Below are 13,831 nucleotides of genomic sequence, written 5' to 3'. Positions count from 1 at the left end.
AACCTTCGAGGCCGGGTAAAAAAAGGAAGGAAGCGAAAAAAGTGAAATGAACGGCTATTGGGAAGGATGAGCTGCCGGTTTACAGGATAAGGTCTTCTTCCCTTATCAGGTTATTCTTCAGCGCATACATGACCACGCCGGCGGTGTTGCGCACGTTCATTTTTTCGAGGATGCGGGTACGGTATCCTTCCACCGTGCGTTTGCTGAGGAATATCCTGTCGCCTATCTGCTGCGCGGTGAGCTGCTGGCAGATCAGCTGGATGATCTCCTGTTCCCTGTCGGTGAAAGTGACCTGTTCTTTCTGTTTGTATGGATTGAATTTGCTGCGCGCGATCATGGCGGCGAGCTTGGCGGAGGTGCTTCTGCAATAGTAGGTGCCGTCTTCATACACGCTGGTGATCGCTTCGAGTATCTCCTGTTTGTCGGCGTTCTTGAGCAGGTATCCTTTGGCGCCGGCCTCGAGCATTTCCACGATCTGGTCTTCTTCATCGAACATGGAAAGGGCGATGATGCGCGCCTCCGGGTTGCGGCTGATGATATGCCTGGTGGCGGATATGCCGTCCATCCGGGGCATCTTGATGTCTGTCATCACCAGGTCGGGATTTTCCTTTTCCACGATCTCGATAAGCTCGCGTCCGTCGGCGGCCTGGCCGGCGAGGACAATATGATCCTGCCGGGACAGCATCAGGGCCAGCCCATCCAGGAATATTTCATGATCGTCGGCTACCACCAGCCTGATATCGTAATTCATGCGTGCAGAGAGAGGGTTCCGGAATAAAGATACAAATTATCTGGCTGGTATGCGGATATAATAGTGGGTGCCTTCGCCTGCCGTGGAGCGGATGGAGATGGCGCCATGCATGATGTCTGTACGTATTTCGAGGCTTTTGAGGCCGAGGCCGCGGGAGTCTTTTGCTTTTTCCACATTGAATCCTTTGCCATCGTCGTGAATGAGCACGAGCAGTTCTTTTTCATCCTGGCTGAAGCCGATGTCCAGCTTCTTTGCGCCGGCATGTTTGATGGTGTTATGGATGATCTCCTGCACGATGCGGAAGATGTGGATGTCTCTTTCCGGATTGGGCTGGATGGGGTTCATGGCGTAGACGTTCACCTGCAATAGCTGGCTTTGGCCGAGATGGTCGGTAAATTCCCGGATGGCTTCCAGCAGGCCCTTGCGTTCGAGGGTATTGGGCAGCAGGTCGTACGAGATCTGCCGCATGCTGGAAATGATCTCGTCGATATACCGGGATGATTTGGAGATGACCTGCTGATCGCGCGGGTCGCCGACCTCTACGCTGCAGATGTTAAGCTTGACGGTGGACAATAGCGGCCCGAGGCTGTCGTGCAGATCGGTGGCAATGCGTTTGCGTTCGTTTTCCAGCAGCTTGATCTCCGCCGTGATGCGTTCCCGCTGGAGGTGGATGTACCGGCGGTGATAGCGGATGATGGAGGTGACGAAGAAAATGATGATCACCGCGAGCAGTGAGCATAAAAGGATCGTTGTATAGAATATCCTGTCTTCCATGGGGCGTCTTACGCTTTGAACCGTTTGGAAAAGTAGTAGTCATCCCTGACGGGCATGAAATAAACGGCTACTGCGTAGACAATATTAACGAAAGCATTGATAAAAATGTAGAGTGTGAAGATCTTGTTGGTCACAAAGGAGTTTCCGGGATCTATCAGCATGGTGCCTTCGGTGATGAGGCTGTATACGCCGATGATGATAAAGCCGATGCAGATCAGGAACTTTGCATGGGTGAAAAGGTTGCCGCTCCAGGCGGTGATGAGGGAATTGATCTCGTTGATGCAGAGCAGTACGGTGACGAGGGAGTAGAGTACTACGAAATAGGAGCAGAAGTTTTCACTGAGGTTACCGGCCACGAGGTTCTCGATGGTCCATGTGAGCAGGTAAGCCCCTACCAGCGCTATGAGCAAACCGGGGCGTTTTTTGAGGAAGCCCCAGGCGTAGAACTGGTAGAGGATCAGACCTGCTTCCAGCAAGGTGTATATGTTAGCGGAAAGCATGTTGCTGCGGGTGAGCTTTGCGCTCACATAGCCTACCACTTCTGCGGTGAAGGCCAGCAGCAGGAATAACAAAAATGGCTGATAGCTGGAGCGGACGCGGTTCACACGTACCAATCCCATGATCAGGGGTATTAAAACCGTACAACTAAACAGCAGGGATATATCCAGCGACATTCGGTGCGTATTTACAATTATCAGGGTAAAGAAAGCGGGCTGTCGAAGTCACACATATGCGGGCAGCGGATGCCGCGTTCGAGGGCTTCTTCCAGCTGGTCCGGGGGCAATGCCACGGCTTTGGAAATACCGGGGATAGAAAAGCCGTTGTCCGCCACCAGCTTGCCGCGGATATCTTTTCCTTCCTGGCTGGTGGGCACGATCACAAAACAAACCTCACGCTTTTCATTCAGGCCGAGATAGATACGGATGCCGGTAGCTCCTTCCTTGTTAAGCAGGGTGGCAATGGCATCCTTGTTGAACAGTTCACAAACGGGGAGGTTAAATTCCCGGGTGAGGTAGGAAGTGTCTTTCAACTGCGCGGCCAGCCGGTTTTTAGCGTCCGCGAACGCGCGGGTGTAAGCCGCCGCCTCAGTCATCGGTATAACATGTTCCTTTGCCAGCTCATTATTCACGGGTATGGGCGTACGGCGGAAGAACCAGGCGTAGACCAGCAAAACAAGCAGCAGCAGGATCACGAGATACAAAACTGATTGGGATCTTTTCATAACCATTGTGTTTTTATGTGAGTGATTGCAAGATAACGCAGCGGATCAAAGATGCTCTAAGTAGAAGCTCCCGAAAAAAAAGGTATAAATACGTATAGAATGATATGGCCGGGTTACATGGATGAGTCAGCGGATACAAGATAGGGAATTTCAGTAACTTGGAATATGAAGAACATGGACGAGTATATCCGCAAAGCAGCGCCCTTTGCCCGGCCGATCCTCCTTCACCTGCGGGCGCTGGTGCACAAAGCCTGCCCGCATGCCACCGAAGCCATCAAATGGAGCTCCCCGCATTTTGAAAGCTATGGCAGCAACCTGTGCCACATGGCCGCTTTTTCAGCGCACTGCGCCTTCGGGTTCTGGAAAGGCTCGCTGCTGGAGGACAAACAGGGCATCCTCCGGGCCCAGGCCGCTATGGGGCACCTGGGGAGGATCACATCGCTGGAAGACCTTCCGGCGGATAAAGTGCTCATCGCTTATATCAGGGAGGCGGACAAGCTGAACAAAGATGGCGTAAAGCTGCCCGCAAAGAGCCCGGCGGAAAAAAAGGAACTGGTCACGCCCGCAGACCTGCTGTCTGCCCTGAAGAAAAACAAAGCGGCCCTGCAGACCTTTGAAGCATTCAGCTATTCCAACAGGAAAGAGTATATCGAATGGATCACGGAAGCGAAAACGGACGAAACCCGCGCAAAACGGATCGGCACCGCGGTGGAGTGGATGGTCGGGGGGAAGACCCGGCACTGGAAGTATAAAAAGTGAATGTAAATTCACCGGTTGATATTCTCTTTTCTTCCTTCCTGATCAATAAATCATCATCAACTTTTCGTATCTATGGGTATGCCATGGATATGCTATGGATGATCCATGGATAATCTATGGGTAATCCCCGAATCAACTGCCTGTCATCCCCATATATGGGTCGCTGTAACTATGCGCTCCCGTTTCCACATGGCCGGCGTATCTTCTTTCAAAATCCCCCGCCCCTTTCACGATCACATTGAAATCATACCATCCGTGGCTTTTTGAAAGGTCCAGTGGAAAGGCCGCTCCTTTGCCCGCCGCTATTTTTGCGTGCAGCGGTTTGCTGTTGTAGGCATTGTCCCGTATCTCTACTTCGAGCATCTTATTACCGGCATTGCGGAGGTCCAGCATCAGGATGCCGTTCTTTTTATAGCTGGTGGCGATGACCAGCGCGGGATCATTCGCCGCGCCTTTTATTTCCCGGTAAAAACCATTGGGGCCGTATACGGTCAGGGCATACTTTCCATCCTGCAATGCGCAGGCGTCTGTGAGGCGGTCACCGGCGGCAACGGCGTAAGAGCGGTTCTGCATTTGGCTGCCGGTGTATACGGTGAAGGGCGCGCCCGCAGCGGTGGCGCCGAAGAGCTGGTTGCCGGCGGCCAGTTCCAGCGTGATGTTTTTACGGCCGGCATCCAGCTTTGCATTGGCGTGCAGCTCGTAGGGAATGGCGCAGGACGGGCGTATGCCCGGCTCCTGTTTCGGCAGGAAGGGGGCGCTGCCGCCGGCTTTGAGCGATGCGATGTCTTTTGCGTCCAGCTTTGTGAAGTTGGCGGGGGCTTCCCGGAACTTTGCCTTGTGCACGCTTTCGATAAAAGCTTCTTTGTTGACAGATGCGGGAGGGTGGATCTTTTCCCCGTTATAGGGGCGGAAGATGGAGGTCAGATCACCGCAGACGGTACGCCGCCAGGCGGAAATATTTTCGCTGGCTACCTTCTTTCGCAGCTTGTGCGACAGGAATTTTTCGAGGAACTGCAGGTCTGACGTGTGGTCAAAGACCTGCGAATTAACGTACCCGCCACGGCTCCAGGGCGAAGCTACGATCATCGGCACGCGGTACCCCAGCCCGATCGCGCTTTCACGGGCATCGTCCCCCGGCGCCTGGGCATCCATGGTTACGTATTCCACGGAGGTATCGATGCCCGCGGAAACTTTACCGGCCGCGGCATCACCGGGACGGGGCGCCACAAAGGGCGGCACGTGGTCAAAATAGCCATCGTTCTCATCATAGGTAAGGATGAAGATGGTCTTCTTCCAGACTTCCGGGTTTTGCGTCAGGATGTCCATCACCTCGGAGAGGTACCAGGCGCCATACCAGGGCGCACCGGGATGATCGGAGAAATTTTCCGGCGCCACCACCCAGGATACGGTGGGCAGCTGGCCGTTCTGTACGTCCTGCCGGAACTGATGCAGGATGTCGCCTTTCGGCAGCTGCACCGTGCGTTCGGTATCGCCATCCTTGTATTGCAATGTGGTGAGCTGATGATAAGCGGGATCTTTTTCGTTGGTGGTGAAAGCTTTCCTGTGCAGCGCCTGTTCTTCCGGCGGCAGGGTATCGAAGGGCTTCGCCGCAATGCGGGCCAGCGTTTCCTTCGCTTTTTCCAGTGTGGCCTTATAACGGGCGATGCGTTTGTCACCCGGCTGCTTTTCGAGTGCGGCGATCTCCGCCGGCAAGGTATCCACTAATTTTTTGAGATAACGTTGATGGGCCTCCGAATATTCTACATGATACCGGGAGAACCATTCGATGGAATTATCGGTAAAATTACCGAGCCAGGCATCCTCCTCCCCTTCAAATCCTACGCCCACGCTGATCTCGTTCTGATATATCTTCCAGGAAACGCCCTGTTCTTCCAGCACCTCGGGGAAAGCCTTCCAGTGAGCGGGCTTGTGGTAATCCACATCTGAATTCCAGACATTCGCCTTTGCCTGGGCGTGCTGCTCCTGGCGGATGGTGCCCGTCCAGAAGTACAGCCGGTTAGGCGTAGTGCCGGTAAGCGAGGAGCAGAAATGCTGGTCGCAAACGGTAAATGCGTCTGCGAGGGCGTAATAGAAAGGCAGGTCTTCGCGGTTGTAATAGCCCATTGTAAGCGGCATCCGGCTGTACTCCCTGTTGCCGGAGCGCTTCACGTCCAGCCAGCGGTCATATTTCCCGTTGTTGCGCGCATCCACCTGATCCGCCCAGGAGTGCGGCAGGGCGCTCATCCAGGTGGCTTTGGTGTCTTTTATGTCCATACGGAAAGGGGCATACGTTTCTCCGGCGGCATTGGACTGCAGGAATACGGGATTCCCGTTTTCCAGTTTCAGCGCCCTGGGGTCGTTGAAACCGCGCACACCTTTGAGCGTGCCGAAGCAGTGATCGAAGGAACGGTTCTCCTGCATGAGGAACACCACATGCTCCGCATCGAGGTAAGTGCTGCCCGGCGCGGGGTTGATAGCCAGTGCACGCTGAATCGTTTCGGGAAGCATGTTGGCCAGCCCCCCTGCTCCCGTGAGCAATGCTGCTTTTCGCAGAAATTCCCTTCTCGTATCCATGCGTACAAAATAGGAATATTTCCGCTTATTCAAACACCCGCTCTTCCAGCTTCGGCCACAGGTCCCGGAAACGAATCCGGGGTTTGCGGCAGATGTAAACAGGGATATTATTTTCTTCTTCAATGGCGTAGGGATGGGTGATCATTGTGATCAGCCGGGCATCTTCATACAAATAATCCACTACTTCCTTTTCATTTCCGATGCTGATCGCCACATCGCCGTCCTTCTCCCCCGGCCCCCAAAGCCAGAAGCTCCCGTGCCTGCATACCGGCTCCGGCAACCCGTACTTCCTTCCCAATATGAGGATGGCGCCGGCTTCTCCATAGTTCTCCGCCCATATCACGCAGCGGTCTCTTTCATTTTGTGGTAACGCACGGTAAAGGCTGTCCACCAGCTTTACCTGCTCTTCCCATCCGAACATGTCCGCATAGTCGCTGGTGAGCTGCCGTGGCGTTTTATCCGTGTAGCGCAGGTACGTTTCCACCGGCAGAACGGGAATGGCGTCCGGAACAAAAGGCGCAACCGGTATTACCAGGATGGCCGCAACGGCATAGTTCCATTTCAGCCGGCGGACGAGCAGCCGCTCTGTTTTAACGGCGCCTGCGGCAAATAGTACGGGATAGGCTGCAAAGAAATAATAGGATTTGGACTGCAACATCCACATCAATATAAAAATAACGGTTACGGCTACGCCAAAAGGCAGGTACTTCCTGGATAACCGGTCAAAAAAAAGAGCGTATAGCCCAAGAAGACTTATCGCTAATGTAAAAGGCAATTTCAACTGTCCCGCCGCGAACTCCCAATATGCCTGCTTTTCCGATTGAAGCTCCGCCAGCCGTTTCATATGCTGCAGGATGGGGAAATGATGCTGTATGTTCCAGTAGAGATTGGGCAGCGTCATCAGCAACACGATTCCTGCGGCCAGGTACAGCCACTTGTCCCGAAACAGGCGGCCTCTTTCGTAAAACAGCAGGCCGCTGGCCAGGCCCAGGCCCCAGACAAGGAAAGTGTATTTGTTCATCAGGCCAAGCCCCGCCGCGAATCCCATCCACAGGAGATAAGCGGGCTTACGGGTGTTGATGTATTTTAACAGGAGGAAGAACCCCAGCGTCCAGCATAACTGGTCAAACGCCACGGGCTGGAACAGCAGGTGATTGCGGTAAAAAGGCAGAAAGGCCAGTACGCTCACACCGGCGAGCATTACGCCCATTTTCTTCGCGCCCATTTCAATTGCCATCGCGCAGCAAAGTATTAATATGGCAAGCCCTGCCAGCGTGGGAAAAAGCCGCATTCCCCACAGGGAAACGTCGAAGATCCATACGGACAGCCGGGCGACGAACGCAATGAAAGGCGGGAACTCCATATATCCCCAGGCGGGATGAAAGCCGGCGGACAAATGCAGCAATTCGTCGCGGTGAAAGCCGTAACGGGAGTTACCGGCAAGATGAATGGCAAGTTTAACAAAGCAAAAGAAAAGAATAAGCGGCAGATATTTCTTCATATGCTGCGGTGGATTATCTGCATTAGTTCCTCGACCGCATGGCTCTGATCATTTCGCGGTTCCTTTTATTGGCCTGCGCATTGTTATAGGACGATACGGCCCAGAAGGCCAGCAATCCCCACAATAAAAAACCGGCGCCGAAAAATACGAACGTAAACACGGCCACTACCTGCAGTATGAAGGCAAAAAGAGCGGAGATGATCTTTCCTCTTAACAGAAAGGAAAGACCGGGACAAAGCATAGCAATGATGATCATCATCAAAAAAGATTGTGCCTACTCTTCAATCAACAGTTTTCGGCTTACCTGCTCGCTACGTCATGTAAGGTGGATAAGAATGGAATGTGAAAATACGGATTTATTTTAATTCCACCAGATGCCCCACGATCCTCTCCGCCGTTCTCCCGTCCCACAGCGCGGGAATACCGCCCTTCTTCCATGCTCCGGCAAACAGGCGCTCCATGGCGGGACGCAACGCTTCCGGCGAAGTACCGAGCAATTCATTCGTGCCGGTCAGGCAGGTTTCCGGCCGCTCCGTGCTGTCGCGCAGCGTCATGCAGGGAATGCCCATCACCGTGGTTTCCTCGGTGATGCCGCCGGAATCGGTGATCACGGCTTTGGCCTGCCGCACGAGGTAGTTAAATTCAAGATAGCTCATGGGGCCGGTCATGTACAGGTTGGGCGCATCCACGCCCGCGTTGGCCAGTACTTTCGCTGTTCTCGGGTGTACGGGGAAGATCACCGGCAGGCCGCGGCTTAACGCAATGATCTCCTGCAGCAGCACCCGCAGCTGGCCTTCCTGGTCCACATTCGCGGGGCGGTGCAGGGTTACCACAAAATATGCCTTTGGTTGCAGCTCCGCAGTTTCCCATACCGGCGGCTTCCGCAGCCGGGGCATCTGTTTGATCAGCGTGTCGATCATGGTGTTGCCGACAAAAAATATCCGTTCTTCTGTAACGCCGCTCCGCCGCAGGTTTTCATTGGCAATGTCTGAAGTGGTGAAGTAGTAGTCCGTCAGCGCGTCCGTAACAAGGCGGTTGACCTCTTCCGGCATGCGTATGTCTCCGGAGCGGATGCCCGCTTCCACATGCGCCACGCGCGTATGCAGTTTTTTGGCAACGATGGAGCAGGCCATGGTGGAGGTCACATCCCCCACCACCAGCACCAGGTCCGCCGGATGTTCCATCAGCTCCTTTTCGAACCGCACCATGATGTTAGCCGTTTGTTCCGCCTGCGTGCCGCCGCCGGCTTCCAGGTTGGCATCCGGCTCGGGAATATCCAGCTGCTCAAAGAACTCCTGGCTCATCTTTTTATCGTAATGCTGCCCGGTGTGCACGAGCCGGTAACGGATGTCTGTTCCGCCCGATGCGGCCCTGCGGATGGCGTCGATGATCGGCGCGATCTTCATGAAATTCGGGCGGGCGCCTGCAATGATCGTGATCTTCATAGGAATGCTTTCTTCATTTTTTCTTTCAGAACGAGATAGATAAATGCGCTGTTGCCGAACAGGTAGCGCTTCCACATGCGGCGCGGCTCCTGCACTACGCGGTAGAACCACTCCATGCCGATGCGCTGCATCCACCGGGGAGCGCGTCTGGTAAGCCCCGCCACCACGTCGAAGCTGCCGCCTACGCCCATGATGAACGGGATGTTGATCACGTCCTTGTATGCATCCAGGAACAATTCTTTCTTTGGGGAGGTGATGGCGACAAACAGCATGTCCGCACCGGATACGGCGATCTGCGCGGCAACTTCCGCTTCTTCTTCTTTGGAAAAATAACCGTTGCGGTAACCGGCAACGATGTGCGGGCCGTAGGTATCCGCTACTTTCGTGACGATCTCCTCGCGGGCGCCGAGCAGGAATACCTTATATCCTTTTTTGCGCGCCATGTTCACCAGCGCCTCCATCAGGTCTATCCCCGCCACCCGCTCCGGCAGCCCCGCGCCCAGGAAGCGGGAGGCCCATACGATCGACTGGCCGTCCGCATTGATGATATCGCAGTTGACGATGGCGTTTCTCAATTCCACGTCTTTCTGCGCATGCACTACTTTCGCGGCATTGATCACTACGTGATGTATCTGTTTGCGCCGGATAATGGCGTCTTCTATGTGGTCCAGCGTTTGCTGCATGGTGAGCATATCCACCGGAACGTTACAAATAGCTGTTCTGGTCATTTTGATTTTTTATTTCAAGGAGGTAAAGAGACATCGCATTGAACATCCACGCCTGCGCCCACCGCATGTATGGCGTTCTGGAACGGAGGCCGCGGCGGAGCTGGTAGTAGAAGTATCCTTCATCGTCCTGCATGTTGCGGATGGTCCAGCCCAGCACTTTGTCGATCAGCGCCCGGTGCTCGCCGAAGAGGTGGAGGCGGGAAAGGGTGATGATCAGCTGCGCGGTGTTGTGTACGTCCACAGGATACAGGTTGTTGCTGTAATATTTGGGCTTGCCATCTTCCGTAAAAAAAGTCCGGAGATAGTAAGCGGTGCCGTTTTCGATCGATTTTTGAAAGCTGTGATCGTGCGTGTAATACTGGTAGGCAGTGAGGCATTCCAGGTTGTAGCCGGTATGGAAATTGTCTATCCACTGATGGAAAGGTAATGTGCCGTAGCTCCATGCACCGTTTTCCTGCTGCCGGCTGCAGCAGAACGCCGCGGAAAGCCGGGCGGGCTTCAGCAGCGAAGCGTCGCGGGTATAATGGTAGATGCGGGACAGCAGGCGCGTGCCCAGCAGCGATGCGTTGAAGACCTGCGTATGGTCTTGCGGCGAATAGGAAAATGCGCCGTCCGTGCGGTTCAGGTCATACAGCACAAAGTTGGCGCTGCTAAGCGCCACGGTCAGGTAACGCTGTTCCTTCGTGATCTCGTAAGCATCCATCAGCGCGTTGGCGATATAGGTGGTCGCCACCACGGTAGGCGTGTTCCGCGGCTGGAAGAAGGCTCTCGCCTGCCAGTCGAAATTATATCCCCAGCAGCTGCCGCTGTAGCCTTCCGCGCGCAGGCTGATGAGCTTGTCCGCGAGATAAACGATCTTGTCCAGGTACGGAGCGGCCGGTTCCCGCTTGTACAGGTTGCAGTAGCCGGCCAGGAAGAGGCCCAGCCCTTTGGGGTTGTGCTCTTTCTTCACGCCCACGACCGGCCTGAAATTAAAGGGCGAGCGTTTCATCAGTTGTATCCAGGCCAGCCGCGGCCAGCGTTTGCCGGAGATATACGGCAGGCGTCTGAACAGTGTGCTGTTCAGACCGTCGTACGGGTCCCAGCCGCGGAAATCCTCGCGTTCGCAGTAATCCTTCAGCCTGTTAAAAGAAGAAACGATATCCATGTTTATAATTCAACGTTACTGATCAGTAACAGGAACTTCCCGTTCTGCTTTCTTTCCAGCCATTCCACGTGCCGGACGGTGACGGTGGAGGATGGTGACAGTTTTGTGCTGATGAGGTTCCGCAGCTGCTCTTCATCGGCGTCCGTGAACAGCGCATTTTTGATGATCCTTACTTCCAGTACGCCTTTCTCGGGCTGGTAATATTGCAGGCCGTCAATTCTCCGGTAAATTTCTCCGTGCAGGTTGAGCGCCGTGGTGGTCACATAGGAGCCATCGCGGTTGTACACCCGGTCTCCGTTCCAGCGGCCCATGATCCGCTTCAGCACGGGCATGCTGCGGCCGCAATGCGGACAGTGATCGCCGAGGTATTCCGCGTAATCCCCTGTTCTGTAGCGGATCAGCGGCATGCCGATGTTGTTGAGCGTGGTGCCGGTGATCTCTCCGGTCATGCCTGGTGTATTAACCGTTCTGCCCTGTTCGTCCACCAGTTCAAAGAAGCCGTAGTCCGGGTCCATATGAAAGTGGTCCGTATGCTCGCAGAACGCACCGAACACCAGTTTTTCGGTATGCCCGTAAAAGGAGAACATCCTGGCGCCGCTTTGCTGGCGCACCTGTTCTAACTGATGCGGATACACGTTTTCAGAGCTGCAAAGGAAAGCCCTGATGAATGAAAGGTCCAGTCCATGCCGGTGGCAGTAAGTAACGAAATGGTGTACGGCGGAAGGATAGGCATGAACGAAACGGACTTGGTATTTGCGGATCATCCGGTATATTTCGGGGATGTACTCGTCTGTAAGGCGGAAGTTGTCGAAGATGATCTCCTTTGTGAAGGGGTTCACCACGAAGGTTTTTCCCGCGGGCAGGCGGTGGTTCCGCATAACGGCCCGGTGATCGAACCGGAATCCGGCGCGGCTCCACGCATCGTGCACGGTGGCCCATTCACGCGCATAGCGGTTGCGCGGAACATAGAGCTGCAGGGGCTTACCGCTGGTACCTGCGGTGGTGACAAGCTCATACGCCTGTTCGTTGAAATGCTCCGGCCGGAATGCCGCCGGATCTTCCAGCAGGATGTGCTTGTCCGTAAAACCGAAGGTACCCTGCAGCTCCGCGGTGCTGCGGATCGTCTTTCCATCGTAGCGTTCCCGGTAATAAGGGATCTGCCGCACCGCATAGTTTACAATGCTCAGGAGACGTTCCGTTCTTTCCGCTTCCCTGCCCTCCTGCCCTTGCAGCTCCGTCCGGTAGCGACCGTATGCTTTTCCGAAAACCCGCACCGGGTCGTTGTTGAATTTCGACAATGCAAAGTTCAGCCCTGCCGGGAGGCGGTGGCTGTTCTTCAACAGGGATATTTTAAGCCTTTCCAACATTTTCGTTATCGGTTAATTCTGCATAAAGCTTGTCCAGCTTCATTTTCGTTTGTTCAAATACAAAGTTTTGCTGAACGGTCGCTTCCGCTGCGCGTCCCATGTCCCGCACCAGCCGGCGGTCCCGGATGAAGCGCTCCATCGCGTTGCGCAATGCCGCTATATCTCCGGCCGCAATGAGCTGACCGGATTCGCCGTCCTTTACCAGCTCGGGAATACCGCCCACATTGGTGGCGATGACGGGCATGCCGTAAGACATGGCTTCCAGCACGGATACCGGCAGTCCTTCAACATAGGAAGGCAACACAAAAACGGTTGCCTTCCTGTACAGCTCCTCCTTTGCATTACCGGTTACCCAACCTTTGAGGAAGATGGTCTGCTGCAACCCGTTACTTTCTATCAGCAGGCGCAGCGTCTGCATATTTCCATCACCACCGATCCATACTTCAAACTGCCCCTTGTATTGCGTGTTCAATAATGATGCGGCCTTCACGAGATCGTATATGCCTTTCCGTTCGCCGATCTTTCCCATAAAGAGAAAGATGATCTTCTCCGCTTCTCCACCGGTGCGGGGCGTTACTTTCGCCACCGCATTGGGCAATACCATGATGTGCGAGGGCCAGAAATGCTGCAGGAAAAATTGTTTCCAGCTTTCGGACAGGCAGATCAGGGCGTCCGCCTGATCTATGAAATGCCTGATCCTCCCCTGCACAAACTTTCCCGATCCTTCGAAAAACTGACGAAAGCCGCCGCCGTGCACATGATAGACTACCTGTTTGCGGAATATGTACCTGGCGATCAGGAACAGCACGTATTTCCTGTAAAAGCTGCCCCGCGATGCGCCGTGCATATGCACCACCCTGATCCGGGGCGTGAAGGCCAGCAGCCGGCAAAAACGGAGGCAGGTAAACAGGAAGCCCGCCGGGCGGGCGCTGGATGTAAAGAACCTTCCGCCATCAAAATGTTCGCGGTACATTTTCAGTACGCTGGCAATCCCTCCTTTATCATCGGGACTCACGCCCACAAAAACGATCGTTCCGTAATCCATCAATTGTCATTTTGTTGTATCCGGATGATCCTGGCGGGTACGCCCGCCACCACCGCATGATCCGGTACATCTTTTATCACCACGGCATTTGCGCCGATGATCACATGATTGCCGATCCTGACCGGGCCGAGCACTTTTGCCCCGGTGGATATTTCTACATGATCACCGATCACGGGCACTTCATGATGCCCGGAACGTCCGCCGATCGTTACATTGGGGCCGATCATCACGCCTTCGCCGATCACCGCGCGGTCGTGTATGACCACGCCGATACCGCCGTATCCCAACAGCGAGCCTTTGCCGATCCTGGCGGTGGCCGGCACCTTGCTGTTGTACAACAGGAATATCAGCAGCGTGAGGAGGCGCGGTAAAAGCGGAATGCGGCGCTGTTTCAGCCAGAACGCCATTCGGTATATGTGTATCGCGTTCAGCATAAAAAAGTTGTTTTGAAAGCAGCGGCTTTCTGCCCCGCCGGGAACATCCGTGCCTGCACGGAATGACGGAACAGAAAACCTCCG

General features: G+C 54.6%; 14 protein-coding genes. 1 reads left to right on the top strand and 13 read right to left on the bottom strand.

Features of this window, described 5'->3' with window-relative positions; genetic code table 11:
- Positions 1-79 precede the first annotated feature (79 nt).
- The 4 genes from CCY01nite_RS16140 to CCY01nite_RS16125 all read right to left on the bottom strand — a co-directional run bounded on the left by CCY01nite_RS16140 (position 80) and on the right by CCY01nite_RS16125 (position 2,747).
- Positions 80-751, bottom strand: coding sequence for a response regulator transcription factor (locus CCY01nite_RS16140; RefSeq protein ID WP_146863937.1), 672 nt, complete (start codon positions 749-751; stop codon positions 80-82).
- Between the two features lie 36 nt (positions 752-787).
- Positions 788-1,525: a sensor histidine kinase gene (locus CCY01nite_RS16135; RefSeq protein WP_146863934.1), complete on the bottom strand. Its 738-nt coding sequence runs from the start codon at positions 1,523-1,525 to the stop codon at positions 788-790.
- An 8-nt stretch (positions 1,526-1,533) separates the two neighbouring features.
- Complete coding sequence (locus tag CCY01nite_RS16130; protein WP_146863931.1) at positions 1,534-2,145, bottom strand: hypothetical protein; 612 nt, start codon at positions 2,143-2,145, stop codon at positions 1,534-1,536.
- A 74-nt stretch (positions 2,146-2,219) separates the two neighbouring features.
- Positions 2,220-2,747: a hypothetical protein gene (locus CCY01nite_RS16125; RefSeq protein ID WP_146863929.1), complete on the bottom strand. Its 528-nt coding sequence runs from the start codon at positions 2,745-2,747 to the stop codon at positions 2,220-2,222.
- A gap of 174 nt (positions 2,748-2,921) precedes the next feature.
- On the opposite strand from CCY01nite_RS16125, the gene CCY01nite_RS16120 reads away from it, so the two are divergent.
- Positions 2,922-3,506, top strand: a complete 585-nt coding sequence (locus tag CCY01nite_RS16120; protein ID WP_222614415.1) for a YdeI/OmpD-associated family protein — start codon at positions 2,922-2,924, stop codon at positions 3,504-3,506.
- 132 nt (positions 3,507-3,638) lie between these two features.
- On the opposite strand, the gene CCY01nite_RS16115 is transcribed toward CCY01nite_RS16120, so the two are convergent.
- The 9 genes from CCY01nite_RS16115 to CCY01nite_RS16075 form a co-directional block, all read right to left on the bottom strand.
- Positions 3,639-6,080, bottom strand: a complete 2,442-nt coding sequence (locus tag CCY01nite_RS16115; protein WP_146863923.1) for a phosphocholine-specific phospholipase C — start codon at positions 6,078-6,080, stop codon at positions 3,639-3,641.
- A gap of 25 nt (positions 6,081-6,105) precedes the next feature.
- Positions 6,106-7,581, bottom strand: coding sequence for an ArnT family glycosyltransferase (locus tag CCY01nite_RS16110; protein ID WP_146863920.1), 1,476 nt, complete (start codon positions 7,579-7,581; stop codon positions 6,106-6,108).
- Positions 7,582-7,603: 22 nt separating this feature from the next.
- The gene (locus CCY01nite_RS16105; RefSeq protein WP_146863917.1) at positions 7,604-7,840 is read right to left on the bottom strand and encodes a hypothetical protein; all 237 of its coding nucleotides are present in this window, start codon (positions 7,838-7,840) and stop codon (positions 7,604-7,606) included.
- Positions 7,841-7,937: 97 nt separating this feature from the next.
- Positions 7,938-9,026 carry a non-hydrolyzing UDP-N-acetylglucosamine 2-epimerase gene (gene wecB / locus CCY01nite_RS16100; RefSeq protein WP_146863914.1) on the bottom strand — a complete coding sequence of 363 codons (1,089 nt, stop codon included), beginning with the start codon at positions 9,024-9,026 and terminating at the stop codon, positions 7,938-7,940.
- Complete coding sequence (locus tag CCY01nite_RS16095; protein WP_146863911.1) at positions 9,023-9,754, bottom strand: WecB/TagA/CpsF family glycosyltransferase; 732 nt, start codon at positions 9,752-9,754, stop codon at positions 9,023-9,025. Before CCY01nite_RS16095 ends, wecB begins: the two co-directional genes overlap by 4 nt.
- Complete coding sequence (locus CCY01nite_RS16090; protein ID WP_146863908.1) at positions 9,732-10,901, bottom strand: delta-aminolevulinic acid dehydratase; 1,170 nt, start codon at positions 10,899-10,901, stop codon at positions 9,732-9,734. Before CCY01nite_RS16090 ends, CCY01nite_RS16095 begins: the two co-directional genes overlap by 23 nt.
- 2 nt (positions 10,902-10,903) lie before the next feature.
- Complete coding sequence (locus CCY01nite_RS16085; protein WP_146863905.1) at positions 10,904-12,268, bottom strand: phenylacetate--CoA ligase family protein; 1,365 nt, start codon at positions 12,266-12,268, stop codon at positions 10,904-10,906.
- Positions 12,252-13,313 carry a glycosyltransferase family 4 protein gene (locus CCY01nite_RS16080; protein WP_146863902.1) on the bottom strand — a complete coding sequence of 354 codons (1,062 nt, stop codon included), beginning with the start codon at positions 13,311-13,313 and terminating at the stop codon, positions 12,252-12,254. Before CCY01nite_RS16080 ends, CCY01nite_RS16085 begins: the two co-directional genes overlap by 17 nt.
- Positions 13,313-13,747 carry a serine O-acetyltransferase gene (locus tag CCY01nite_RS16075; protein WP_246129956.1) on the bottom strand — a complete coding sequence of 145 codons (435 nt, stop codon included), beginning with the start codon at positions 13,745-13,747 and terminating at the stop codon, positions 13,313-13,315. The genes CCY01nite_RS16080 and CCY01nite_RS16075 overlap by 1 nt, the downstream gene beginning before the upstream one ends.
- Between the last annotated feature and the right edge of the window lie 84 nt (positions 13,748-13,831).

Origin of the sequence: Chitinophaga cymbidii (assembly GCF_007992715.1) — a bacterium.
Taxonomy (GTDB): Bacteria; Bacteroidota; Bacteroidia; order Chitinophagales; family Chitinophagaceae; genus Chitinophaga; species Chitinophaga cymbidii.
Note: the sequence above shows the minus strand (reverse complement) of the source record. Positions and strands in the feature narration are given on the sequence as shown.